Source organism: Phaeobacter sp. QD34_24, from assembly GCF_028890115.1.
Taxonomy (GTDB): Bacteria; Pseudomonadota; Alphaproteobacteria; order Rhodobacterales; family Rhodobacteraceae; genus Phycobacter.
The window spans coordinates 46,229-69,644 of sequence record NZ_JARCJD010000002.1; the positions used below are offsets into that span (position 1 = coordinate 46,229).

Annotated in this window: 23 protein-coding genes and 1 riboswitch; of the genes, 13 read left to right on the forward strand and 10 right to left on the reverse strand. The window is 62.9% G+C overall.

Annotation, left to right across the window (positions count from 1 at the left end; all coding sequences use genetic code 11):
- Positions 1-140 precede the first annotated feature (140 nt).
- From PXK07_RS01905 to PXK07_RS01915, 3 genes are all read right to left on the reverse strand, one after another.
- A complete protein-coding gene (locus PXK07_RS01905) occupies positions 141-809 on the reverse strand; it encodes a Crp/Fnr family transcriptional regulator (RefSeq protein WP_274846497.1) in 669 nt (222 codons plus the stop codon).
- 141 nt (positions 810-950) lie between these two features.
- Positions 951-1,463, reverse strand: a complete 513-nt coding sequence (locus tag PXK07_RS01910) for a peptidoglycan-binding domain-containing protein (protein WP_274846498.1) — start codon at positions 1,461-1,463, stop codon at positions 951-953.
- Positions 1,464-1,515: 52 nt separating this feature from the next.
- Complete coding sequence (locus PXK07_RS01915; protein WP_274846499.1) at positions 1,516-1,917, reverse strand: OB-fold nucleic acid binding domain-containing protein; 402 nt, start codon at positions 1,915-1,917, stop codon at positions 1,516-1,518.
- 141 nt (positions 1,918-2,058) lie between these two features.
- Here PXK07_RS01915 and PXK07_RS01920 point away from each other — a divergent pair, with 141 nt between their 5' ends.
- Both PXK07_RS01920 and PXK07_RS01925 read left to right on the forward strand, forming a co-directional pair.
- A complete protein-coding gene (locus PXK07_RS01920; RefSeq protein ID WP_274846500.1) occupies positions 2,059-2,382 on the forward strand; it encodes a 2Fe-2S iron-sulfur cluster-binding protein in 324 nt (107 codons plus the stop codon).
- Positions 2,382-3,191, forward strand: coding sequence for an FG-GAP repeat domain-containing protein (locus PXK07_RS01925; RefSeq protein ID WP_274846501.1), 810 nt, complete (start codon positions 2,382-2,384; stop codon positions 3,189-3,191). The genes PXK07_RS01920 and PXK07_RS01925 overlap by 1 nt, the downstream gene beginning before the upstream one ends.
- Positions 3,192-3,304: 113 nt before the next feature.
- On the opposite strand, the gene PXK07_RS01930 is transcribed toward PXK07_RS01925, so the two are convergent.
- From PXK07_RS01930 to purD, 4 genes are all read right to left on the reverse strand, one after another.
- The gene (locus PXK07_RS01930) at positions 3,305-3,766 is read right to left on the reverse strand and encodes a GNAT family N-acetyltransferase (RefSeq protein WP_274846502.1); all 462 of its coding nucleotides are present in this window, start codon (positions 3,764-3,766) and stop codon (positions 3,305-3,307) included.
- A 7-nt stretch (positions 3,767-3,773) separates the two neighbouring features.
- Complete coding sequence (locus PXK07_RS01935) at positions 3,774-4,391, reverse strand: LuxR C-terminal-related transcriptional regulator (RefSeq protein ID WP_274846503.1); 618 nt, start codon at positions 4,389-4,391, stop codon at positions 3,774-3,776.
- A gap of 94 nt (positions 4,392-4,485) precedes the next feature.
- On the reverse strand, positions 4,486-5,367 hold the full coding sequence (locus PXK07_RS01940) for a bestrophin family protein (RefSeq protein WP_274846504.1): 882 nt from the start codon (positions 5,365-5,367) through the stop codon (positions 4,486-4,488).
- Between the two features lie 52 nt (positions 5,368-5,419).
- The gene (gene purD / locus PXK07_RS01945) at positions 5,420-6,685 is read right to left on the reverse strand and encodes a phosphoribosylamine--glycine ligase (protein WP_274846505.1); all 1,266 of its coding nucleotides are present in this window, start codon (positions 6,683-6,685) and stop codon (positions 5,420-5,422) included.
- A gap of 210 nt (positions 6,686-6,895) precedes the next feature.
- Here purD and xseA point away from each other — a divergent pair, with 210 nt between their 5' ends.
- Positions 6,896-8,428 (forward strand): exodeoxyribonuclease VII large subunit, encoded by a 1,533-nt coding sequence (xseA, locus tag PXK07_RS01950; RefSeq protein WP_274846506.1) that lies wholly within the window; start codon positions 6,896-6,898, stop codon positions 8,426-8,428.
- A 21-nt stretch (positions 8,429-8,449) separates the two neighbouring features.
- On the opposite strand, the gene PXK07_RS01955 is transcribed toward xseA, so the two are convergent.
- Both PXK07_RS01955 and PXK07_RS01960 read right to left on the reverse strand, forming a co-directional pair.
- Entirely contained in the window at positions 8,450-8,839 is a 390-nt protein-coding gene (locus PXK07_RS01955; RefSeq protein WP_274846507.1) for a hypothetical protein, read from the reverse strand.
- Positions 8,840-8,882: 43 nt separating this feature from the next.
- Positions 8,883-9,905: an alkane 1-monooxygenase gene (locus tag PXK07_RS01960; protein ID WP_274846508.1), complete on the reverse strand. Its 1,023-nt coding sequence runs from the start codon at positions 9,903-9,905 to the stop codon at positions 8,883-8,885.
- A 144-nt stretch (positions 9,906-10,049) separates the two neighbouring features.
- On the opposite strand from PXK07_RS01960, the gene PXK07_RS01965 reads away from it, so the two are divergent.
- The 4 genes from PXK07_RS01965 (at position 10,050) to PXK07_RS01980 (ending at position 13,464) form a co-directional block, all read left to right on the forward strand.
- Positions 10,050-10,694 (forward strand): lysoplasmalogenase, encoded by a 645-nt coding sequence (locus tag PXK07_RS01965; RefSeq protein ID WP_274846509.1) that lies wholly within the window; start codon positions 10,050-10,052, stop codon positions 10,692-10,694.
- Between the two features lie 76 nt (positions 10,695-10,770).
- Entirely contained in the window at positions 10,771-11,892 is a 1,122-nt protein-coding gene (ftsY, locus tag PXK07_RS01970; protein WP_274846510.1) for a signal recognition particle-docking protein FtsY, read from the forward strand.
- A 28-nt stretch (positions 11,893-11,920) separates the two neighbouring features.
- Positions 11,921-12,823, forward strand: coding sequence for a DMT family transporter (locus PXK07_RS01975; RefSeq protein ID WP_274846511.1), 903 nt, complete (start codon positions 11,921-11,923; stop codon positions 12,821-12,823).
- 29 nt (positions 12,824-12,852) lie between these two features.
- Positions 12,853-13,464: an inner membrane-spanning protein YciB gene (locus tag PXK07_RS01980; protein ID WP_274846512.1), complete on the forward strand. Its 612-nt coding sequence runs from the start codon at positions 12,853-12,855 to the stop codon at positions 13,462-13,464.
- Between the two features lie 112 nt (positions 13,465-13,576).
- Here PXK07_RS01980 and PXK07_RS01985 read toward each other — a convergent pair whose 3' ends face one another.
- Positions 13,577-14,266 carry a glutathione S-transferase N-terminal domain-containing protein gene (locus PXK07_RS01985; protein ID WP_274846513.1) on the reverse strand — a complete coding sequence of 230 codons (690 nt, stop codon included), beginning with the start codon at positions 14,264-14,266 and terminating at the stop codon, positions 13,577-13,579.
- Between the two features lie 236 nt (positions 14,267-14,502).
- Positions 14,503-14,581, forward strand: a riboswitch (SAM riboswitch).
- Positions 14,582-14,639: 58 nt separating this feature from the next.
- On the opposite strand from PXK07_RS01985, the gene metZ reads away from it, so the two are divergent.
- The 6 genes from metZ (at position 14,640) to ptsP (ending at position 23,172) form a co-directional block, all read left to right on the forward strand.
- Complete coding sequence (metZ, locus tag PXK07_RS01990) at positions 14,640-15,842, forward strand: O-succinylhomoserine sulfhydrylase (protein WP_274846514.1); 1,203 nt, start codon at positions 14,640-14,642, stop codon at positions 15,840-15,842.
- Between the two features lie 180 nt (positions 15,843-16,022).
- A complete protein-coding gene (gene folE2, locus PXK07_RS01995; protein ID WP_274846515.1) occupies positions 16,023-17,126 on the forward strand; it encodes a GTP cyclohydrolase FolE2 in 1,104 nt (367 codons plus the stop codon).
- 166 nt (positions 17,127-17,292) lie between these two features.
- Positions 17,293-17,766, forward strand: a complete 474-nt coding sequence (locus PXK07_RS02000; protein WP_274846516.1) for a hypothetical protein — start codon at positions 17,293-17,295, stop codon at positions 17,764-17,766.
- A 287-nt stretch (positions 17,767-18,053) separates the two neighbouring features.
- Positions 18,054-19,502, forward strand: coding sequence for a TrkH family potassium uptake protein (locus PXK07_RS02005; protein ID WP_274846517.1), 1,449 nt, complete (start codon positions 18,054-18,056; stop codon positions 19,500-19,502).
- 146 nt (positions 19,503-19,648) lie between these two features.
- Positions 19,649-20,887, forward strand: coding sequence for an aspartate kinase (locus PXK07_RS02010; protein WP_274846518.1), 1,239 nt, complete (start codon positions 19,649-19,651; stop codon positions 20,885-20,887).
- Positions 20,888-20,931: 44 nt separating this feature from the next.
- Positions 20,932-23,172 carry a phosphoenolpyruvate--protein phosphotransferase gene (gene ptsP / locus PXK07_RS02015; protein WP_274846519.1) on the forward strand — a complete coding sequence of 747 codons (2,241 nt, stop codon included), beginning with the start codon at positions 20,932-20,934 and terminating at the stop codon, positions 23,170-23,172.
- Positions 23,173-23,416 lie beyond the last annotated feature (244 nt).

The following is a 23,416-nucleotide window of genomic DNA, read 5'->3' on the forward strand; positions in this document are numbered from 1 at the left end:
AACGATAAATGCCTGACCTGTGAGTGACCATGACAGCTACGGGTACACGTTTCTGTGATCCAGTTCACATAGGCGTCAGAAATCCTGGGCGTCAGACATCGTGAAGGTGGTGAGACATCCTGCCAACCGCGCTTCAGCGATCAGAGCAGTTCCGGCTCCGCCAAGAGACCAAGGGCCTTGCGGTCGATGATTTGCAGCGCGCCACGGTTGATCTCGATGATGCCGGATCGTTTCCAATGCGACAGCGTCTTGGAGACGGCCTCGCGGGTGGCACCGACAAACTCCGCCAACTCGCTTTGTGACAGACCCAGCCGACCATTGCCGCCTTCCGGTGTGAGGTACAGCAGCTTGCGCGCCAGGCGCACCGGCATGGGCAGGAAGACCTGTTCGTTCAATTGCGCGCTCATCCAGCGCATGCGTTGCCCGGCAAGCCGCAGCAGGTCTCCGGCAAGTTCCGGGTGCCGTTCGATCTGGCCGAGAATATCGCGGTTGCGCAGGCGGCGCAGGCGGCTGGGTTCTGTCGCGGTCACCGTGGCGGTGCGCTCACCGGGGTCGAAGAGGGCAATCTCTCCAAAGATGGCGCCGGGGCGCATCAGGTCCAGCGTCAGCTTGCGCCCGGCGACCGACAGGATGGAGAATTCCAGCGCGCCTTCGACAATGGCATAGAGCGCACCTCCGGTGTCGCCCTGTTCGAACAGGGTTTCGCCCTGGGACAGGCGGATATCACTGGCTTGGCTTTCCAGCATCTGCCGCAGCGGAGCCGAAGCTCCGGAAAGAAAGCCGGTATCCGGCAGGCGGTCATGTTCCATGATCTATCGTGCTCCAGAGCGCATTTGCCCACAGCGCCTGTGGGCCGGTCTGTGTTTCCGGCTGGACCCTAGCAGAGCCGCCGGGCTGGGTGAACCGGGGAGAAGGGGCGTGGCATATGCGTCGGGGGGCTGTTGCTGGCGCTAGTTTGCAACGGAGATCAGCCCCAGGCGGCGGGCGCTTTCGAGAGAGAGCAGCTGGCTTTCCAGCCCATAGCGGCGCTGGTAGCGCAGGATGGCCTGGCGGGTCGGGCGATCCAGTGAGCCGGTAATGGCGCCGGTGTAGTCGCCGCGCACCGCAAGGGCGCGTTGCAGGGAGGCGATGAAATCCGGTGTCATATCCACCGGGCAGGTGATCTGCAGCCAGGTCTGGCTGCGCGGGCGCACGATGTCCTGGCGGGTTTCGGTGCGAAAGACGGCGGGCTGCAGGATCTGCCCATCGGGCGCGCGCAGCTCCGGCTCGACCAGGACCTGGACAGTCACCGTCTCAATGACCGCCGGGCTGATGTGGCGATCCCAGCAACTGCCCGGCTCGGCGCCCGGCGGGGCCGTCGGCGCGAGGGGACGGTCGCTTTCGGAAGGGGCGGTACAGGCGGTCAAGGCCACCAGCAGGGCCAGGGCGGCGGCGCGGAACGGGAAGGTGGATCGGCTGCTCATATGCGCGCACCTCTTGTGGTCTTTTGGTCAGACCGGCGGGTTTTGCGGCAGGCTAGTGTATTTTTGCTAGGGGCGCAAAGGCCGGATCTTTGCTGCGCCCTTGCGGCACAAGCAACAGGTCCAGCATGCCGGATATATCCTCGATGGTTTCCGCGATCACATGGGTGACCGAATGGCTCCGCTGCAGCCGTCCGGTGATCCGCAGGAGGCGTCCGGAAATCACGGCGCGCCTGTAAGCCTCGTATATGTTGCGCCAGACGATCACGTTCACCACGCCGGTTTCATCCTCCAGCGTGATGAAGATCACCCCCCTTGCGGTGCCGGGCCGCTGCCGCAGGATGACCAGCCCGGCCACGCAGACACGGGCGTTCTCGGGGCGTTGCTGCAACCGGTCGGAGGTCAGGCAGCTGGGCGGAGTGCGGGAGGGGGCAGGCTTGCGGTTCATCTTTGGCATCCAGAAATCTCAACTGGAACAAAAGTAGAACAAATGGCGAGGGTGTCCAGCCGGGACGCAAGGTTGCATAGATTGGGCTGGCACAGCGACGGGGGCTTGGCTAAACAGGCTTGCAAGTACCGAAAAAGGGAAGACGCGACCATGGCAAAGATCACCTATGTCGAACACAATGGCACCGAGCATGTTGTCGAGGTGGCCAACGGGCTGACCGTGATGGAAGGCGCTCGGGACAACAATATCCCGGGGATCGAGGCGGATTGTGGCGGCGCTTGTGCCTGTTCCACATGCCACGTCTATATCCATCCCGATTGGGTCGAGAAACTGCCCGCCAAGGATGACATGGAAGAGGATATGCTGGATTTCGCCTATGAGCCCGATCCGGCCCGCTCGCGCCTGACCTGTCAGCTGAAGGTGACGGACGCGATGGACGGTCTGATCGTGCAGCTGCCTGAAAAGCAGATCTGATGGCTCTGCGGGGTCAGGGGGCGCGGCGTCGACCGACTGCTTTCTGGCCGCGTTCCTTGCGCCGCGCCGCGCAGGCGATGTGCCTGTGGCTGGCGGTTCCGGGCGCGCCTGTCGAGGCGCAGACGGACGCCCAAGACCGTTCGAGAGCCGCTGTCGCGCTCACGGAAGCCAGCTTTTACGGCCCGACCACGCGCTATGCCCATGCGGTGCTTGGCGACGCGGTTGAATGGACCGGTCTGTCCTTGCGCCTGAGCGGATCCGATGGGGCGATACGTCAGTTCAAGATCGATCTGCCTGTGGACCATGTGTTCGAGGATCTGGCCCCGCGTCCGGTGGATCTGGATCTGGATGGGCGCCCGGATGCGGCTATGGTCGTTGAGACGGATATGGGTCTGGGCGCAGCTTTGGCGCTTTATGGGGCAGAGGGCAAGATCGCCGAGACGCCGCATATAGGCCAGCGCAATCGCTGGCTGGCTCCGATCGGAGCTGCGGACCTGGACGGCGACGGATATGTGGAACTGGCCTATATCGACCGTCCCCATCTGGCCAAGACCCTGCGCATCTGGCGTTTCAAGGATGGGGCACTGGAGGCCGTCGCCAGCTTGGCCGGGCTGACCAACCACCGGATCGGTCAGGATTTCATCACCTCCGGCATTCGCGACTGCGGCGAGGGGGTGGAGCTTGTCACCGTCGATGCCAATTGGTCGCGGGTGATGGCCACGCGCCTGACGGCTTCGGGGATCAAGACGAGGGCAATTGGCGGCTTTGTCGACAGCAGTTCGGTCACCAGGGCCTTGAACTGCGCCTAATGTGATACAGCAGCGGCGGACCGCTGAAGTGCCGCGCGCAGCGCGGCGCCTGGCCCAACGGCCAAGCGCCTTCTTTGAAGGCCGCGCAGCGGGCGGGAGGGCTTTTTCGATCTTCAGGCAGACCGGCGAAACACCAGCGAGGTCGGCCGATCAAAGCCGGGATGCGCGGTGCTGCCTGTTTGCACGAACCCCAGCCGGGCAAAGGCTGCGTGGTTCTCCACTAGTTCCACGCGGGTCTGCAGCTCAACCGCGGGCAATCCCAGATCCCGTGCGCGGCGCAGGGCATGATCGATCAGGCTGCGGGCAAGACCCATGCCGCGACTGCTTTCGGCCACCGCCAGTTTGCCCAGATAAAGGCAGTCCTGTTTCGGTGTCAGGAACATGCAGGCCAGAGGCGGCGTGCCAATGACCCAGATTTCGCCCTTGCGGCACTGTTCGGCCAGGCTCTGTGGCGTCAGATCCCGCATCGAAGAGGGCGGATCGATACGCCCCTCCATGAAGGCAAAGCTGCTCCGGATCAGATCCAGAACCGCCTCAAGGCGCGGCTCCTCCGGGTTCAGGCGTTCCACTCTCATCTGATCATCACGGGCTATTGCTGCGCACCACGTGGTCGCCGCCGATATCGCCAAGCGAGGAAAACAGGCTGGCGGTATTGTTGGCGCCAACCTTTTTCAGCAGGCGCGCCCGATGCACCTCTACCGTGCGATAGCTGAGGTCTAGGATCCGCGCGATTTCCTTGCTGGTCTTGCCCTCGCGCAACAGCGAATAGACCTCGCGCTCGCGCCGGGTCAGCGGCTGATAGGGGCGCACGCCCGACAGATCGGCGAAACTCCAGACCGCGCGCCCCAGGGGCTCGTCGGGCGTGAAGGTGTGGCCGCGCACGCGCACCCAGAACAATTCGCCCGTCTTGCGCTTCATCACCCGTTCGTCCCAGTAAGGATTGCCCTGGCCGAGGCTGGTATCCCCGCGGTTGCGCAGATTTTGAAATTCCTCGTCCGACGGATAGAGAAAGGCAAACAGCCGGTCCAACATCTCTTCGCGGGCATAGCCGAACATTTCGCAGAAGCGCTGATTGCACTCGCGCAGCACGCGGTTTTCCGTCACCACGATGCCGACGGGTGAGAATTCAAAGGCGAGCTGTGCCAGGTCACGGTCGGCATAAAGCTGGTCCAGAGCGGCTTGGTCCGGGTAATTGTCCATTTTGCCTCCAAGGCTTGGCGAACGTAGTAGCCTACGGCAAGGGCCGTGAAAACACTTATGAATATCCGACGGTTCGGATCGGCAGGGGTCTGAGCTAGCTCAATACAAAGGCCTGAGGCGCCATCGGTGGCGGCGGCGGCAGGTCCAGATGCGCAGAGAGGGAAATCTCGACCGTCCGGCAGAGGGCATCCAGCGGCAGCCCGTTTGCGGTTTCGGCAAAGGGATCCGACAGCTCTTCGGTGACCTCTGCAAGGCCGAAAAAGACATAGGCCACAATGGCGACAAAGACGGGTGTCATCCAGCCAGCCCCTTCGAGCAGGGCAAAGGGAATGAGCAGGCAGTAAAGGTAGGTGGTGCGAAACACCAAGAGCGAATAGACATAGGGCAGCGGCGTGCTGGCGATGCGTTCGCAGCCTGCCTGTGCCAGGGTGATCGCGGCGAGCCGCTCGGACAGTGCCTTGCGGGCAAATCCATCGGGGGCCGTGTTGCCAACCATGCTGGCCATCTCGTTCAAGGCGGCGCAGGGGGGATGTGGCGCAGCAGAGAAATCCTGCCCGGCCCATTCCGCGGCTTTGGCGAAATCCCGCGACTTTCGCAGGTTGATCCGGTGCAGGTGCAGAAATCCGAGCGCGAGGCGCAGCAGCCGGTGCCTGTCGCGGCGGTCCGGCAAAAAAATCTCTGCCTCGCGGCCAAGGGTGCGCAGATCCGCGACAAGCTGCCCCCACAGGCGGCGGCCCTCCCACCAGCGATCATAGGCGGCATTGTTGCGAAATCCGAGAAACAGCGACAGGGCGACCCCGAAGACGGCAAAGGGCGCGGCATTGGTATGGGGCAGGGAATAGATGTGACCATCCACCCAGACCACCGCAGCCGCCAGGGCCGACACGGCCAGGATGCGCGGCAGGATCCGGGGCAGGACCGATCCCTGCATCGCAAAGATCAGCGCCCAAAGCCCCGGTTTTTCCCGCAATATCATCGCGATGGCCCTTTCGCAGGTGCAGGTGTCAAAGATCGGCGGGCTCAGGCGCCTACTTCAGGGCACGCCAGCCGATGTCGCGGCGGAAGAAGCCATCCGCCCAGTCGATCCGCTCCACCATGGCATAGGCGCGTTCATGCGCTTCGGCCAGGGTTTCGCCGCGGGCGGTGACGTTCAGCACCCGGCCGCCATTGGCGAGGATCTTGCCGCCCTCGGCCTTTGTGCCCGCGTGGAACACCATATTGCTGCTGTCTTCGGGCAGGGCCTCAAGGCCCTGGATCTCGGTGCCTTTCTGATAGGAACCGGGATAGCCCTTGGCGGCCATGACCACAGTGATGGCGTGATCGTCACCCCAGTTCACCTGAGCCTCGCCCAGGCGCCCTTCGGCGGCGGCATGCATCAGGTCCAGCGCCTGCGCGCCAAGGCGCATCATCAGCACCTGGCACTCGGGATCGCCAAAGCGCACGTTGTACTCGACCAGGCGCGGCTGGCCGTCCTTGATCATCAGGCCCGCATATAGGACGCCCTGGTAAGGCGCGCCGCGCTTGGCCATTTCCGCCATGGTCGGCTTGATGATTTCTTCCATGGCGCGGGCTTCGATCTCGGCCGACAGGACCGGCGCCGGGGAATAGGCGCCCATGCCGCCGGTGTTGAGACCGGTGTCGCCTTCGCCGACGCGCTTGTGGTCCTGGGCGGTGCCGATCGACAGCACCTCTTCGCCATCCACCAGCACGAACAGGGAGGCTTCTTCGCCCTCCATGAATTCCTCGATCACCACTTCGGCGCCCGCACCGCCGAAGCTGCCGCCGAACATGTCGTCGATGGCCTCAAGCGCGGTTGCCTCGTCCATTGCAACGATCACGCCCTTGCCTGCGGCCAGGCCATCCGCCTTGACCACGATGGGCGCGCCCTGCTGGCGCACATAGTCCTTGGCGTCATCCGCATCAGTGAAATGCCCATAGGCGGCGGTGGGCGCCTTGGCTGCATCGCAGATCTCCTTGGTGAAGCTTTTGGAGGCTTCCAGCCTTGCCGCCGCTTCCGAAGGGCCGAAGACCAGAATGCCTGCCTCGCGCAGCCGGTCAGCAACGCCAGCGGCCAGCGGCGCCTCGGGGCCAATGATGACGAAATCGATGGCGTTTTCCTCGGCAAAGGTCACCACGGCGCCGCCCTGTTCGATATCAAGGCTGGCGCAATCGGCGATCTGCGCGATACCCGCATTGCCGGGGGCCACGATCAGCTTGTCGCACTTGGGGTTCTGCATCACCGCCCAGGCCAGAGCATGTTCGCGCCCGCCGCTGCCAAGGATAAGGATATTCATCGCACTGTCTCCGATCTGCCCGCCCCGGCGTTCGGGGCGTGTCTTGTCCTGCGGCAGGGGCTCCGATGCGCGAGGCCGATGGACCGGCGCCGGGGGCTTGCCATGCTTGTCGCGCCTTCTATGCTGCGCGGGCCTGTAAAACAAGAACCGCTTGGTCGCAGGCGCGCAGCCACTGCACCCTGTCCAAAGCAAGACCAGAACGAGCAGCCGATGTCTGACCTGATCGACGATCCCGCCCCCGGCCAGAACGCGCCGGAATTCACCGTCTCCGAGATCTCGGGCGAGGTGAAGCGCACGCTGGAAAGCACATTCGGGCGCATCCGGGTGCGCGGCGAGGTGGGGCGGGTCTTCAAGGCGCGCTCGGGGCATCTTTACTACGACGTCAAGGATGACCGCAGCGTGCTGGCCTGCACCACCTGGAAGGGGCAGGTCGCGGGTCTGTCGGTGGTCCCGGAAGAGGGGCTGGAGGTGGTGGTCACCGGGCGCCTTACCGCCTTTGGTGCGCAGTCCAAATACAACATGAACGTGGAAGAGGTTGCGGTCGCGGGTCAGGGCGCGCTGATGGCCTTGCTCGAAAAGCGCAAGAAACAGCTTGAGGCCGAAGGCCTGTTCGCGCCCGAACGCAAGAAACCGCTGCCCTATCTGCCGCAGATCATCGGGGTTGTGACCTCGCCCTCGGGTGCGGTGATCCGCGATATTCTGCACCGGCTGCGGGATCGGTTTCCGCGCAAGGTTTTGGTCTGGCCGGTTGCGGTTCAGGGTAGCAACTGCGCCCCCGAGGTGGCCCGCGCCATCGAAGGGTTCAACCGGCTCACACCGGGCGGTGCCCTGCCGCGCCCGGACCTGATCATCGTGGCACGGGGCGGCGGCTCGATCGAGGATCTTTGGGGCTTCAACGAGGAAAGTGTCGCTCGCGCTGCGGCAGCCTCGGATATCCCGCTGATTTCCGCCGTGGGACATGAGACGGATACGACACTGATCGATTTTGTCTCCGATCGGCGCGCACCAACGCCGACTGCGGCGGCGGAACTTGCCGTGCCGGTGCGGCTTGATCTTCTGGCCTGGAGCGAAAACCAGGGCGCGCGGCTGGCGCGAGCCGCCGGGCAGGCGGTGCAGCAGCGCCGCCAGCGGCTGAATGATCTGTCCCGGGCCTTGCCGCGTCCCGAAACGCTGCTGGAAACGCCGCGCCAGCGGCTGGATCAGGCCAGCGATGGCCTGCCACGGGCGCTGACCTCGGTGGTGCAGCGCCGCCGGGTGCAGTTGAGCGAGGCTTCAGCCGCCCTGCGCCCATCGACCCTGCGGCAATTGGTCGAGGGGCGAAAGGACCGCCTGCGCAACCTGTCGTCGCGGCTGACCCTGCGCCCCATCCAGCAGGATATGCAGCGCCAGAAAGAGCGTATCGCGCAATTGGGCCAGCGGCTTGATGCGGTGCAACGCCAGCGGCTGGAGCGCCAGCGCCAGCAGCTTTCGGCCGCCGGTCGGCAGCTGGAGATCCTCAGCTACAAGGCCACACTGGCGCGCGGCTATGCGGTGGTGCGCGCGGGGGATATGGTCGTGACCACCCGCTCTGCGGCGCAACAGGCCGGGCCGCTGCAGATCGAGTTCAGCGATGGCAGGCTGGATCTGGGCGCCGCATTAGCACCCGCAGCCGCGATGGGGGCCGCAGATCCCAAGCCCAAATCCAAACCTAGAACCAAGCCAAAGACCGGACTGGATGAGGGCGGGCAGGGGTCGCTGTTCTAAAGGGAGCAACGGCAGGGGCGATCAGACGCCCACGTCCGGGCCGTGGCAGATCATCTCTTCGCCAATATCCTCGGCCTCATAGAGTTCGGTGGCTTCGGGATCGTTCTGGAACCGCGCGCTCAGCCCGTTCGGGGTCATGGAAAAACGCCAGCACTGCGGATCATTGCGGTCTTCGTAGAGAAAACAGATCTGATCGGCCTGCTGATACCAGTAGCCCTCCTGGCAACGGCCATCCATGAAGGACCAGATCACCCGGCGGCCCGGCAGGTAGCGTTCGACCCCATAGGCGGTGCCGTCAAAGCCGTAGAACAGCGTCTTGCCCTTTGTGTAGCGGTCGAAGGCCTCCGCATCCAAGGGCTCCGCCGCTTCTCCGGCCAGGGGAAGCACCAAGAGGGCGCAGAGGGGAATCATCGACAGGATCCGCATGATTTAGAGTGTGCCAGACATCAGGCGCTCAGGCCAAGCCTTCCGGGCGATTGCGGTCAAGGTCGCGCAACTCCCGTGCCATGACGTGCCGCCACAGGGGCGGGATCAGCGCAATCGCTCCCATCACCGGCAGTGAATGGGGGAGTGTGGGCATCTGCGGCGTCAACTGCAGTTCCGGGAAACGGCGCGCGGGCGTCAGGTGGTGATCCGAATGGCGCGGTGCGTTCAGCATCATGGCCGAGGAATACCAATGCGGCGCGTTCCAGGAATGCTCTGGACCCACTGGCACGGGGCGGTTGTTCTTTTGCCTGTCGCGCACCAGCCCGTAGTGCTGCACGTAGTCAGCCAGGAAGATCTGCATCTGCGCATGCCCGGCGGCAAAGAGGAACGCAGCCAGCCCTCCGGCGCCCGCGACATGGCCGACGGCGATGATCAGAAAGGCGGCGACGGCGCCATAGGTCATGTAGGGATGGCTGAGCGCGGCGGCGGGCTTGGCCTTGCGCCGGTGCGCGGCGTTCTCTGCAGCCAGCCCCGCACGGAACGAGCCGAACCAGGCTCGCAGCAGGAACTTGTAGAACCCTTCACCCCGCCGGGCGGTGTTGGGATCCTGCGACGTCGCCACATGCACGTGATGTACCTTCAAATGCGCCGAGGCGTGGTGGCCGATCAGCATGCTGGAATAGAGCAGCACGCCCAGCCGTCTCAGCATCCGGTTCGGGCGGTGGATCAGCTCATGCGCGTTGGGATGCGAGATCTGCCCCATGAACAGCCCCTGCGCCAGGATCAGCGGAATCGCATTCCCCCAGCCGATGCGGGCTGCGGCGGTGGCCACCGGCAGCAACAGGGCGAAATGGGCCAGGGCCAGGGTGATCTGCAGAAGGTCGGCAGAACGGTCGGCTTTTCTTGGCTGTAGTTGCCGTCCCAAAGGGTCAAGCAGCAGCACCAGGAACGCGACCGAGACCAACGCCCCCCAGCTCCATATCTCGCCCCAAATGCAAGCCAGTCCGATCAGAACCGGAGGGAGCAGACTGGCGGTTGCGAACCAGAACATGAGGCGGTCTCCAATCGCGGCCCTTCGAAGACAGCGAGGTCACGGGCGCTGTCCGGTCAAAGGCGACTTTCCTTTGGTCACCTTTGACCGATGACCAGGGATCGGGCAAGCATGGTCGCAGGAGCAGTGGCCTGGAGGAGACAGATGGACGCAATGATACTGCTTGTGGCGGCGGGATGTGCCTTTGCCTATCTGTTCTTCACGGCGCGGCCCGAGGGGCTGTTGCGCTCTGTGCTGAAAACCGCATCGGTTGCCTTGCTGGCGCTGCTGGCGGTCCTGTCTGATGCGCCGCTGCTGCTGGGAATTGGTCTGCTGCTGTGTGCCATTGGGGACTATTGCCTGTCGCGCGAGGGCGAAGGCGCCTTCATGGCCGGTGTCGGTGCCTTTGCCGCGGGTCACCTGGCCTATGTGGGTCTGTTCCTGACCACGCCGGGCCGGGAATTCGCCCGCCTCGGCCAGATGCCGGGGCTGGGGGTCGTCTTGGGGCTGGCTGTTCTTGGCCTTGTCATGGTGCGGGTCCTGGCCCCGCGTGCGGGCGCGCTGAAGGGCGCGGTTCTGGCCTATATCCCGATCATCCTGTCGATGGGGGCTGCGGCGGCGACCCTGCCGATGGAGGGCGCGCTGGCCTGGGCGCTGCCTGCGGCCCTGGCCTTTATCGTTTCGGATGTGGTTCTGGCCTTCGAGAATTTCGTGTTGCCAGACGGGCATCCCTTGCGCCGGATCGCCCCCTATGCGGTCTGGCCGCTCTATTGGGGCGCGCAGATCGGGTTTTTCTTCGCCTTTTGGTGATTTCCCTGGCCTCATCCGCTTTGCAACCGGCGCCAATCCGCATTAGGTGAGAGGCAGATCTACTGCGGAGACACCGATGGCGTTTTTCTCAAAGCTCAAGGACCGGCTGTTCAAGTCCTCTTCGAAACTGGAGGACGGCCTGGATGCGATTGTCGCGGAAGGGGAAAAGGATGTGGCACCTGCGGAAGAGATCCGTCAGCCCGATCCCGCGCCGGAGCCTGTGAAAGCTGCGCCCCCTGTCGCTGAGATCTCCGAAAAAGAGACACCGGTGCCCGCGCCCGAACCGGCTGCGGTAGAGAAACCCGCCAAGGGGCCGGGTCTTCTGGGGCGTCTCATGGGACGGTCCAGCAGCGAGGCACCGCGCAGGGCTTTGGACGACGACATGCTGGAGCAGCTGGAAGAGCTGCTTATTGCCTCTGACATGGGGGTGGATACGGCCCTTCGGGTGACGGCCAATATGGCCGAGGGGCGGTTCGGCAAGCGCCTGTCCACCCAGGAAATCAAGGAGTTGCTGTCTGCCGAGATCGCGCGCGTGATGGAACCCGTCGCCAAACCGCTGCCGATCTATGCCAAGCGTCCGCAGGTTGTGCTGGTGGTTGGCGTCAATGGTTCCGGCAAGACCACAACCATCGGCAAGCTTGCCAGCCAGTTCAAGGCAGCCGGCAAGAACGTCGTGATCGCGGCAGGGGATACCTTCCGTGCAGCAGCGGTAGAGCAGCTGCAGGTCTGGGGGGATCGCGCGGGCGTACCGGTGCTGACCGCGCCGGAAGGTTCCGATCCGGCCAGCCTTGCCTTTGACGCCATGACCAAGGCTGAGGCAGACGGTGCGGATCTGTTGCTGATCGACACTGCCGGGCGCTTGCAGAACCGCTCGGACCTGATGGAAGAGCTGGCCAAGATCGTCCGCGTCATCCGCAAGAAGGACGACAGCGCGCCGCACAACACGCTCTTGGTGCTGGATGCCACCACCGGCCAGAACGCGCTGAGCCAAGTGGAGACTTTCCAGAAGCTGGCGGATGTGTCGGGCCTGGTGATGACGAAACTGGATGGCACCGCCAAGGGCGGTGTTCTGGTGGCGCTGGCGGATAAGTTCGGCCTGCCAATCCACGCCATCGGCGTCGGCGAGCAGATCGATGACCTTGCGCCTTTTGATCCCGAGGAATTCGCGGCGGCGCTGACCGGGTTGGACCGGTCTTGATCCCTCATTTCGCGTCTGGGTGGCGGCGATGAGCGATTGGCTGATCTCGCTGGAAGGCACTGAGGCGGGCCATCAGGCGGCGCTGGTGCTGGCGCTGATGGCGGCCTTCCTGCATGCGGTCTTTGGCGCGCTGCAAAAGGGGCGTCACGATCCCTGGCTGTCGCGCGGGGCGATCGATGCCTCCTATGCGCTGATGGCGGCGCCCTTTGCATTGTTCGTGGTGCCCTGGCCCGAGCCGCATATGTGGGCGATCTTTGCCGTGGTCTGGGTCATTCACGTGGCCTACAAGATCTTGCAGGCGCTGGCCTATACCAAGGGCAGCTACACGGTGGTCTACCCGGTGGTGCGCGGCACGGGGCCGCTGTTCACGGTGATCGGCGCCTACTACCTGTTTTCCGAGAGTTTCACGGCGGTGCAATGGCTGGGTGTTGCGGTCCTTCTGATGGGGATCTTTGGCCTTGCCGCCTATAATTACCGCTACCTGGAAACCAATCGCGATACCTTGATGGTGGCGCTGGGCCTGGCGGTGCTGACCGGCTTGTTCGTGGCGCTTTACACCACATATGACGCCTATGGCATTCGCGCGACGGCGGATCCCTTCACCTTTCTGGCGTGGTTCTTCATGATCGACGGGATCGTCATGCCGCCGGTGGCCTACCTGCGCTGGCGCAACATGGCGCATCGGCCCGCGCCGGGGCCTTTGCTGGTCAAGGGCGTCTTTGGCGGGCTGGTCGCCTTTGCCTCTTTTGGGGCGGTGATGCTGGCAACGCGGCTGGACAAGGTGGGTGAAGCGGCGGTGCTGCGGGAGACCTCGACCGTCTTTGCCGCGCTCATTGGCTGGCTGGTGCTGAAGGAAACCGTAGGCCCGCGGCGCATCGCGCTGATGGCGCTGATCGCGCTGGGCGCGGTGATCGTGGAAATGGGCGGCTGATCCGCCTGGAGACTGAAATAGGAGCGCCCATGGCAGGCAAGAAGATCAACCCGATGCTGAAGATGGTGCTGGAGTTCGGCCCCATCGTGGTGTTTTTCATCGGCTACCTGAAGCTGAAGGACGAGGTGTTCCTGCTGGCCGGGCAGGAGTACAAGGGGTTCATCCTTGTGACGGCGGTCTTCGTGCCCTTGATGATGCTCTCGACCGCGGCGCTGTGGCGTCTGACCGGGCATCTGTCGAAGATGCAGCTGGCGACGCTGGTGCTGGTGGTGCTGTTCGGTGGCCTGTCGGTCTGGTTCAACGACGAACGCTTCTTCAAGATGAAGCCGACGATGATCTACCTTCTGTTCGGCGGACTGCTGGCGGTGGGGCTGATGCGTGGGCAGAGCTGGCTGAAAGTGGTGATGGAAGAGGTCATGCCGATGGAAGAGGAAGGCTGGATGATCCTGACGCGGCGGATCTGTGCCTTTTTCCTGGGCCTTGCGGTCGCCAACGAGGTGATCTGGCGGTTCCTGTCGACGGATACCTGGGTCTATTTCAAGACCTTCGGCCTGCCGGTGGCGATGTTCCTGTTCTTCATGACGCAAGGCGCGGTGCTGCAGAAATACGGGATCGAAGAGGATGAAAACCCCGAGTCCTGAGGCAAATAGGGGCAGGGGCTCCCGCGCCTGTGCGGCTCATCCAAGATGAGCCGCAAACAGCCTTGGGCCAGACAGCGCGCAAGGCGCGCTGCGGATGAGCCCCATGGCGGCGTCAGTCTTGCAGCCCGAAGATGATTTCCTGTGCCTTGCTGTCCGAGCGATCTCCGCGCAGGTCGGCATGAAGGGCGCGACCCGCGACCACGCCGGACCGTTGCCAGAGGGTGTCGAGCCAGCGCGCCAGGTGTGGTTTGTCGGTCAGCACCTGCTCCTGTCCCTCCCACAGGGACGCCCAGGGCCAGATCGCCATATCGGCAATGGTGAACTCTGATCCGGCCACATATTCGTTTTCGGCCAGCTGCCGGTCCAGCACGCCGTACAGGCGGGAGACCTCGGACCGGTAGCGATCCTTGGCATAGGGCAGATCTTCGGGGGCGTATTTCAGGAAATGATGTGCCTGGCCCGCCATGGGTCCGACCCCGCCCATTTGCCACATCAGCCATTGATCCACCGCGATTCGCTCACGCTCACTGCTTCCATAGAAACGCCCGGTCTTGCGGGCGAGGTATTGCAAGATCGCGCCGCTTTCAAAGAGCGAGACCGGCGCGCCATCCGGCCCTGCGGGATCGATGATCGCGGGCATGCGGTTGTTGGGGGCGATCTTCAGAAAATCGGGCGCGAACTGATCGCCCTTGGAGATGTTGATCAGCCTGGTGCGATAGGGCAGGCCCATCTCCTCTAGCGCGATGGAGACCTTCCAGCCGTTTGGCGTGGGCCAGTAGTAGAGTTCGATGGGGTCCTGCACGTTTGTCCTCCGGGTCTGACTGTGGGCGAGTTGATCACAGGGCATAGGCCAAGAACAAGACAGCCTCTTCGCGCCGATGTGCACAAGCCTGTGAGGGGGGCTGGCCTGCCGCAGTTCTGGGGGACCCCAAGGCCGCCCTCACCCGTTTTGCATAAAATGCCGCGCGCCGACCACGTCAAGAGTTGCAAAACGGGCGTTCTGGGCGCTATGTGGACGGACAAGATTCGGCAGGAGCTATTCTGCCGCGTGGGCGATTTGTTACCGGATTGCGGACCACGTAAAACTCACCGCTAAAGAGGTCAGGATGTGAAGGAACCCCTTTCGCTTGGCCGAACGGGGTTTTTTTGTGCGCGAAGGCGCAGGAGTGAATGACATGAGTGACAAGACCGAGAAGGCGTGGAGCAGCCGCACGCAGCTGGTGCATGGCGGTACCAAGCGCAGCCAGTGGGGCGAGGTGAGCGAGGCGATCTTCCTTACCCAAGGGTTTGTCTATGACACGGCCGAGCAGGCCGAGGCGCGGTTCGTGGAAACCGGTCCGGATGAATTCATCTATGCCCGCTACGGCAACCCGACCGTGGCGATGTTCGAAGAGCGGATCGCTGCGTTGGAAGGGGCCGAGGACGCCTTTGCCACCGCATCGGGCATGGCGGCGGTCAATGGCGCGCTGACCTCGCTTCTGAAGGCGGGGGATCACGTGGTTTCGGCGCGGGCGCTGTTTGGCTCCTGTCTTTATATCCTGGAGAACATCCTGGCGCGGTACGGGGTCGAGGTGACATTCGTCGATGGCACCGATCTGGACCAGTGGCGCGCCGCGATGCGCCCCGACACCAAGGCGGTGTTCTTTGAAAGCATGTCGAACCCGACGCTGGAGGTGATCGACGTGGCTGCGGTCTCTGAGATCGCCCATGCGGTGGGCGCGACGGTGATCGTGGATAATGTCTTTTCAACGCCGGTTTTCTCCAACGCCATCGAACAGGGCGCCGATGTTGTCGTCTATTCGGCAACGAAACACATTGACGGGCAAGGCCGGGTGCTGGGCGGAGTGATCCTTGGCACGAAGGAGTTCATCCGCGGCACGGTGGAGCCTTACATGAAACACACCGGCGGCTCGCTGAGCCCGTTCAACGCCTGGACGCTGCTGAAGGGGCTGGAGACGATTTCGCTCAGGGTCAATGCCCAGGTTGAAAGCGCATTGCGCATCGCCGAAGCACTGAGCGGCCATGCGGCCTTGGCCCGTTTGATCTATCCCGGCCTCGTGACCCATCCCCAGAACCCGCTGGTGCAGCGGCAGTTGGGTGGCAAGGGCGGCACGGTTCTGTCGCTGGACCTCAAGGGCGGCAAGGAGGCGGCCTTTGCCTTCCTCAATGCGCTGACGATCCCGGTGATTTCCAACAATCTGGGCGATGCGAAATCCATTGCCACCCATCCTGCAACCACGACACACCAGCGCCTGCCCGATGATCAGAAGGTGGCGCTGGGAATCACGCCGGGTCTGGTGCGATTCTCGGTGGGGTTGGAGGATCCGGACGATCTGATCGCGGATCTGACCCGTGCATTGGAGAGTGCACAGGGGTGATCCGACAGGGCTGATCCAACGGCGCGGCATGGGCTCTGTCTTGGGGTCCATGCCTGCGATGGTCCTTTCCGGGACAGAGGCTGCCGGATTTGTCTGATCCGTTTTGTAATTTCCTGCGTATGACATTAAATTGGATCGTGCTGCCCCAGATGGGGCGGCAGCAGCGGAGGAAATGGTTCCATGAATATCCATACGCGCGACATGGATGAGGCTCCCGACCGGACCGAGGCGGAGGCGGCGCTGGAAACCCTGCGCCAATGGGCCAAGACCGTGACCGAGACGGAGATTGCCCAGTTGGATCCCGCGGTTGCCCGGCTGTTGCCGGAGCGCGCCGTTCAGAATTATCCCGACCTGTCGCGCCAGTACCCGCAGGATTTCCTGTCGGACGAGACCTACCGCGCCACGCTGCCCGATCTGCAGAATGGCCCATCCAGCCTGATCCGCGGCGCCAATGAGCAGATTCAGCATGTGGGGATTTCCAATTTCCGTCTGCCGATTCGCTTTCACACCCGCGACAATGGCGATCTGACGTTGGAGACCAGCGTCACCGGGACCGTCAGTCTGGAGGCCGACAAGAAGGGCATCAACATGTCCCGGATCATGCGGTCCTTCTACAAGCATGCGGAACGGACCTTCAGTTTCGAGGTGATCGAGGCCGCGCTGGAGGATTACCTGAGCGATCTTGAAAGCATGGATGCGCGCATCCAGATGCGGTTTTCCTTCCCGGTGAAGGTGGATAGCCTGCGCTCGGGCCTGTCGGGCTATCAGTATTACGATATCGCGCTGGAGCTGGTGGACCGCGGCGGGCAGCGCAACAAGATCGTGCATCTCGACTATGTCTATTCCTCCACCTGCCCCTGTTCGCTCGAGCTGTCCGAACATGCGCGCCAGGCACGCGGGCAGTTGGCGACACCGCACTCGCAGCGCTCGGTTGCGCGGATTTCCGTGCAGTTGGAGCCGGATGCGCCCTGCCTGTGGTTCGAAGACCTGATCGATCACTGCCGTCGCGCGGTGCCGACGGAAACGCAGGTGATGGTGAAACGCGAGGACGAACAGGCCTTCGCCGAGTTGAATGCGGCCAATCCGATCTTTGTCGAAGATGCCGCGCGCCTGTTCTGTGAAGCCCTGCAAAGCGATCCCCGCATTGGCGATTTCCGCGTGGTGGCCAGCCATCAGGAGAGCCTGCACAGCCATGATGCGGTCAGCGTGCTGACGCAGGGCTCCCTGTTTTCGCAAACCAGCCTTGATCCGCTGCTGTTTTCCACCCTGATCCACAAGGGGTAAGATCGGCCATCTACCCGGTTTCCGGGTTTTATGCTGCATTGCCGCATTATTTTGCTGCAATGCAGCTTTTTCATGTTAGGCTTCTTTCAAGTCCGGATCCCATGTGGCTGCGGAATTTCTGTGCCTGAGTGGTGTATCCGGATCTCTTTGACGGAAGGAGATCCTGATGTTTTTTTCGCCGATCCCGCAAACCCCGCCTGAAACACTTGCGCAATGGGTGGGCCAGGCGACTGGCGCTCAGATGAAATACCTACGGGCATGGGCTGCCCTGGCTGTACAGGCGCCGCTTGAACAGTTGCGGCTGACACAGGCCATGATCGAAAGCGGTCAGGTGGTTCTTGCCGGTCTGGCGCCGCAGGTCGCGGCAGCCCCCGAAGGGGCAGCGCCTACGCCGGAGGCACCCAAGGCAAAGCCAAGCCCGCGCAAGACATCGCCAAGACCGAAATCCGCAACAACTGCCAAAAAGGCCAGTCCCCGCAAACCGGCCCCTCGCAAGGCGACCCAGCGCAAAGCGGAAACCGTGAAGGCGGACAGTGCAGAGCCGGTGACGAAGCCACGCCGGACAACAGTGCGCAAGACAACAGCGCGAAAAGCTGCCGTGACACCCAAGGCTGCTGCTGTGGCAGCGGCTGACACGTAACCAGCCGAGGCACCAAAACCCGCCGCGCGCAGTTCCACTCCGCCTGCAAAAAACAGCGCTGCCAGCAAGACAACCGACGCAGCCGCGACACCGGCCACCTCTGCCGCATCCTCTCCAAAGGCGAAACGTGCCCCTTCCAAACCGCCAAGCCTGCCCGAAGCGCTGGCCGGGTCAGACAAACCCACAAAGGCCTAGGCGGAAGGCCCATTGATCCCAGGGCGCAGACAGGGGCGTTCCGCGCCGGTTTGACTTGACACTCCGGACGCGGGACGCCAACGCTGCCGCACATGTTGGATCTTCGCCCGGTTGCATATGTCATTGGCCTTCTGGTCGTCATTCTTGGCGCGATGATGGTCTTTCCGTTCCTGATCGATCTCTATGACGGTCAGGGGCAATGGCCGGTTTTTCTGGAAAGCGGCCTGTTCTGTATTCTGGTTGGTGGTCTGCTTGCGCTCAGCTGCGCGAATTCCGTGGCCGAGGGGCTGAGCATCCGCCAGACCTTCCTGCTGACCACCATGGTGTGGGCGGCGCTGCCGCTGTTCGGGGCGATCCCCTTGATGCTGGGGGCGACAGAGCTTGGCTTCACGGATGCGTTTTTCGAGGCCATGTCGGGGCTGACCACGACCGGATCCACGGTGATTTCCGGCCTGGACGATCTGCCCCGGGGCATTCTGCTCTGGCGTGGCATCCTGCAATGGCTGGGCGGCATCGGGATCATCGTGGTCGCCATGGTGTTCCTGCCCGAACTGCGGGTCGGTGGCATGCAGATCTTCCGATCCGAAGCCTTTGATACCATGGGAAAGATCCTGCCCCAGGCCCAGGCGATCGCAAAGCAGATCTCGCTGATCTACCTTGGTCTGACCGTGACGTGTATTGCTGTCTACATGGTTTTGGGCATGGGGTGGTTCGACGCGCTTGTCCACGCATTGACCACCATGTCCACGGGCGGCTTCTCCAACTATGATGCCTCCTTTGGGACCTTCTCTGGCCCGGCGGAATATGCGGCCTCCTTTTTCATGATCCTGGCGGCGCTGCCCTTCGTGCGCTACGTGCAGTTGATCAACGGGCACAGCGGGCCCCTGTTGCAGGACAGTCAGATCCGCGCCTTTCTCGGCACAATCTTGGTGCTGATCATCGTGACGGCCAATGTGCTGGTCTATGTGTTTCCGCATCACCCCGAACAGGCCTTTCGCGAAGCCCTGTTCAATATCACCTCGATCATCTCGGGCACCGGCTATGCCAGCGTGGACTACATGCAGTGGGGCAGCTTCCTGATCATGGTGTTCTTCTTCATCGGGTTGATCGGCGGCTGTGCTGGATCAACCGCCTGTTCGGTCAAGATCTTCCGGTACCAGATCCTGTTTGCCTCGATCCGGGTGCAGATCCAGCGCATCCGTTCCCCCAACGGCATCTTCATTCCCCGTTTCGAGGGGCGACCCGTCGGCCCGGATGTGCTGAGCTCGGTGATCTCCTTCTTCATGTTCTTCGTGGTGACGCTGGGGATCGTTGCCTGGGCCTTGGCGCTGACCGGGCTGGACTTCATCACCGCTCTGTCGGGGGCTGCCACTGCGGTGGCGAATGTTGGGCCTGGCCTGGGCGATATAATCGGCCCTGCGGGGAATTTCTCCACGCTCAACGATGCCGCCAAGTGGATCCTGAGCGGCGCCATGTTGATCGGCCGCCTGGAGCTGTTGGCGGTCTATGCCATCGTGACCATCAAGTTCTGGCGCAACTGAACAGGGGGGGCTGGCTGTTGACGGGTTCAGCGGCGCCTGCGACGGTTTGGCCCTTGTATCGTTACAATCCGCACACTTGCCCTGACCGGGCAGCTCCCCTATGAGGCAGTGATCGAAATCTGCGAGCGCACGGAGACGACTGCCCCATGCCCGTACTAGTAATGAAATTCGGCGGCACCTCGGTCGCCAACCTGGACCGGATCCGCCGCGCGGCCAAACGCGTTGGCGTCGAAGTGGCCAAGGGCTATGACGTGATTGTCATCGTCTCGGCCATGTCCGGCAAGACCAACGAGCTGGTGGGCTGGGTGAATGAGACCTCGCCGCTGTTTGACGCGCGCGAATATGATGCGGTGGTCTCCTCAGGGGAAAACGTGACCGCGGGCCTGATGGCGCTGACGCTGCAGGAAATGGATATCCCGGCGCGCAGCTGGCAGGGCTGGCAGGTGCCGCTGAAGACCACCAGCGCCCATAGTCAGGCGCGGATCGAGGAAATCCCGACCGACAATATCAACGCCAAGTTCGGCGAGGGCATGCGGGTCGCGGTTGTGGCCGGTTTCCAGGGCATCAGCCCCGAGGGACGCATCACCACCCTGGGCCGCGGCGGATCCGACACCACTGCCGTTGCCTTTGCCGCCGCATTCGACGCCGAGCGCTGCGATATCTACACCGATGTGGATGGGGTCTATACCACCGACCCGCGCATCTGCAGCAAGGCGCGCAAACTGGACAAGATCGCCTTTGAAGAGATGCTGGAGCTGGCCTCGCTGGGGGCGAAGGTCCTGCAGACCCGCTCGGTCGAGCTGGCGATGCGCTATCGGGTGCGCCTGAGGGTGCTATCAAGTTTTGAAGAGCAAAATGACAATGCCGGCACGCTGGTCTGTGCTGAGGAGGACATCATGGAATCCAATGTTGTGGCCGGTGTGGCCTATTCCCGCGACGAAGCGAAGCTGACCGTGCAATCGGTGGCCGACCGCCCCGGTATCGCCGCGACCATCTTCACCGCCCTGTCGGATGCAGGCGTGAACGTCGACATGATCGTGCAGGACATCTCGGACGAGGGCCGCACCGATATGACCTTCTCCTGCCCCACCGATCAGGTGGCGCGCGCCGAACAGGCCATGCAGGAGGCCAAGGGAAAGGGCGAGCTGAACTTCGCCGAACTGGTGGCCGACAAGGATGTGGCCAAGGTCTCCGTGGTGGGCATCGGCATGCGCTCGCAGTCGGGCGTGGCGGCCAAGATGTTCAAGGTGCTCTCGGATGAGGGGATCAACATCAAGGTCATTACAACCTCAGAGATCAAGATTTCCGTGTTGATCGATCGGAAATACATGGAACTTGCCGTGCAAGCACTGCATGATGCCTTTGAATTGGATAAAGCAGCCTGATCGCACCCGGGCTGTCTGACACAAGAAACGCGTGAACAGGGCCCATGGTCGACAGTACTGAATCAGAAAGCCGCAGGCTGCTTGGCCGCCTGCGCGAGGCGATGGCCGGGGATGCCCCCGGTCAGGCCCGTCTGGACAAGATCACCCATCTGATCGCAGACAGCATGGGGACCGAGGTCTGTTCGGTCTACCTGTTCCGCGATGATGAGACGCTGGAGCTCTGCGCCACCGAAGGGCTGAACGTCGAATCGGTGCACCAGACCCGCATGCGCATCGGCGAAGGTCTGGTTGGGCGCGTTGCCAAATACGGCAAGGTGGTGAATACCCCCGATGCTCCCAATGCCAAGGGGTTCCGCTATATGCCGGAAACCGGAGAGGAGCGCTATTCCTCCTTCCTGGGTATTCCGATCCAGCGCCTGGGCGAGATGATGGGGGTTCTGGTCGTCCAGTCCAAGGAGGCCCGGGAATTCTCCTCTGATGCGGTCTACGCGCTGGAGGTGGTGGCCATGGTCATCGCCGAGATGACCGAGCTTGGCGCCTTTGTCGGGGAGGGGGCCGCGCTGTCGCCACTGCACCAGCAACCGGTCTTGCTGCATGCCACAGCCGCCCAGGAAGGCGCCGCAGAGGGCCATGTCTGGCTGCATGAACCCCGTGTCGTGGTCACCAACCCGATCGCCGAAGATCCGCACCGCGAGCTGCAGCGCCTGACCGAGGCGGTGGAAGAGCTGCGCGTCGGCGTCGACAAAATGCTGAAGATCTCGGAAAACGGCGACAAGGACCAGCTGCAGGTTCTGGAAACCTACCGCATGTTTGCCAATTCCAAGGGCTGGATGCGGCGCATGGAGGAAGACATCTCGCGCGGGCTGAGCGCCGAGGCCGCCGTGGAGAAAGAGCAATCCCAGGCGCGTGCGCGCATGTCGCAGGTGCAGGACGCCTACCTGCGCGAGCGCCTGAGCGATCTGGACGATCTCTCCAACCGGCTGCTTCGGATCCTGACCGGGCAGGGGGCGGAGACCGGCGCTGAGCTGCCGGAGAACCCGATCCTGATTGCCCGCAATATCGGCCCGGCAGAGCTGCTGGAATATGGCCGCTCGCTGCGCGGGATCGTGCTGGAAGAAGGCTCTGTCGGCTCTCATGCGGCGATCGTTGCGCGGGCGCTGGCGATCCCCCTGGTGGTCAACGCAAAACGCATCACCACCGAGGCGCTGAACGGAGACCATATCATGGTCGATGGCGACCAGGGTATCGTGCACCTGCGTCCCGATGAAACCGTTGTCAGCGCCTTCCGCGACAAGATCGCGATGCAGGCCGATGCGCAGGAGCGCTATGCCTCGATCCGCGAGAAACCCGCGATCACCCGTGACAACGCCCGGATCAACCTGTTGATGAATGCCGGGCTGATGGCGGACCTGCCATCGCTGGAGGGATCCGGCGCCGAAGGGGTTGGGCTGTTCCGAACCGAGCTTCAGTTTCTCGTCCGCAATCAGATGCCGAAACGCTCTGAACTGGTGACGCTGTATCAGCGGGTTCTGGATGCCTCTCATGGCAAGCGGGTTGTGTTCCGGACGCTTGATATCGGCTCGGACAAGGTTCTGCCCTATATGAAGCCGACGGATGAACCGAACCCGGCCTTGGGCTGGCGGGCCATTCGCGTCGGCTTGGACAAGCCCGGTATCATGCGCATGCAGTTGCAGGCGCTGATGCGTGCAGCCAATGGGCGGCCTTTGTCGATCATGTTCCCGTTCGTCGCTCAGTTCGAAGAGTATCGGGCCGCACGCCTGGAGGTCGACAAGACGCTGGAGCGTGAGCGTATCCTGGGCCATCCCCTGCCGGAACGGCTTGAGGTCGGTGCCATGCTGGAAACACCCTCTTTGGCATTTGCGCCCCATAAGTTCTTTGACGAGGTGGATTTTCTGTCGATTGGCGGCAACGATCTGAAGCAGTTCTTCTTTGCCGCCGACCGTGAGAATGAGCGCGTTCGTAAGCGTTATGATACGCTCAACGTGAGCTTCCTGACCTTCATCGAACAGATCGTGGAGCGCTGCGTGCGCTCTGGAACGCCGCTGAGCTTCTGTGGCGAAGATGCAGGGCGCCCCATCGAGGCGGTCTGCCTGGCGGCCACGGGAATTCGCACGCTCTCCATGCGACCTGCTTCAATTGGGCCCGTTAAGTCTTTGTTAATGCGGGTTGATCTGTCTGAGGTGCGAAAGCTGATATTGGATTGCCGCCATCGCGGCGACCAGTCGGTCAGACCTGCGATCATGCGATATCTAAGAGAGATCTGAGCCGCCGCAGAGCTTGCACGGGCGCATTTGGCTGCGACAGGCCTGGTGTAAACGCAGGCTTGGTTCCACCACTACGGACCGGGTTTCACTCACATGGGTGTGACGGTTGTCCATCACCGCCAGAGATGCTCTCGGCGGAGTTCATTTTGCCATCAGATCCTTGGAAACCATCGGCAGTCCGCGTTTTTGGGTGAGATTCGCCAATACACCAGGTCCATACACAAGCTAGGGGTGCTTGCTAACC

Coding starts and splice junctions, on each gene's coding strand:
- PXK07_RS01905 (WP_274846497.1), bottom strand. CDS start 809: ATGGAACATGACCGCCTGCCGGATACCGGCTTTCTTTCCGGAGCTTCG.
- PXK07_RS01910 (WP_274846498.1), bottom strand. CDS start 1,463: ATGAGCAGCCGATCCACCTTCCCGTTCCGCGCCGCCGCCCTGGCCCTG.
- PXK07_RS01915 (WP_274846499.1), bottom strand. CDS start 1,917: ATGCCAAAGATGAACCGCAAGCCTGCCCCCTCCCGCACTCCGCCCAGC.
- PXK07_RS01920 (WP_274846500.1), top strand. CDS start 2,059: ATGGCAAAGATCACCTATGTCGAACACAATGGCACCGAGCATGTTGTC.
- PXK07_RS01925 (WP_274846501.1), top strand. CDS start 2,382: ATGGCTCTGCGGGGTCAGGGGGCGCGGCGTCGACCGACTGCTTTCTGG.
- PXK07_RS01930 (WP_274846502.1), bottom strand. CDS start 3,766: ATGAGAGTGGAACGCCTGAACCCGGAGGAGCCGCGCCTTGAGGCGGTT.
- PXK07_RS01935 (WP_274846503.1), bottom strand. CDS start 4,391: ATGGACAATTACCCGGACCAAGCCGCTCTGGACCAGCTTTATGCCGAC.
- PXK07_RS01940 (WP_274846504.1), bottom strand. CDS start 5,367: ATGATATTGCGGGAAAAACCGGGGCTTTGGGCGCTGATCTTTGCGATG.
- purD (WP_274846505.1), bottom strand. CDS start 6,685: ATGAATATCCTTATCCTTGGCAGCGGCGGGCGCGAACATGCTCTGGCC.
- xseA (WP_274846506.1), top strand. CDS start 6,896: ATGTCTGACCTGATCGACGATCCCGCCCCCGGCCAGAACGCGCCGGAA.
- PXK07_RS01955 (WP_274846507.1), bottom strand. CDS start 8,839: ATGATTCCCCTCTGCGCCCTCTTGGTGCTTCCCCTGGCCGGAGAAGCG.
- PXK07_RS01960 (WP_274846508.1), bottom strand. CDS start 9,905: ATGTTCTGGTTCGCAACCGCCAGTCTGCTCCCTCCGGTTCTGATCGGA.
- PXK07_RS01965 (WP_274846509.1), top strand. CDS start 10,050: ATGGACGCAATGATACTGCTTGTGGCGGCGGGATGTGCCTTTGCCTAT.
- ftsY (WP_274846510.1), top strand. CDS start 10,771: ATGGCGTTTTTCTCAAAGCTCAAGGACCGGCTGTTCAAGTCCTCTTCG.
- PXK07_RS01975 (WP_274846511.1), top strand. CDS start 11,921: ATGAGCGATTGGCTGATCTCGCTGGAAGGCACTGAGGCGGGCCATCAG.
- PXK07_RS01980 (WP_274846512.1), top strand. CDS start 12,853: ATGGCAGGCAAGAAGATCAACCCGATGCTGAAGATGGTGCTGGAGTTC.
- metZ (WP_274846514.1), top strand. CDS start 14,640: ATGAGTGACAAGACCGAGAAGGCGTGGAGCAGCCGCACGCAGCTGGTG.
- folE2 (WP_274846515.1), top strand. CDS start 16,023: ATGAATATCCATACGCGCGACATGGATGAGGCTCCCGACCGGACCGAG.
- PXK07_RS02000 (WP_274846516.1), top strand. CDS start 17,293: ATGTTTTTTTCGCCGATCCCGCAAACCCCGCCTGAAACACTTGCGCAA.
- PXK07_RS02005 (WP_274846517.1), top strand. CDS start 18,054: ATGTTGGATCTTCGCCCGGTTGCATATGTCATTGGCCTTCTGGTCGTC.
- PXK07_RS02010 (WP_274846518.1), top strand. CDS start 19,649: ATGCCCGTACTAGTAATGAAATTCGGCGGCACCTCGGTCGCCAACCTG.
- ptsP (WP_274846519.1), top strand. CDS start 20,932: ATGGTCGACAGTACTGAATCAGAAAGCCGCAGGCTGCTTGGCCGCCTG.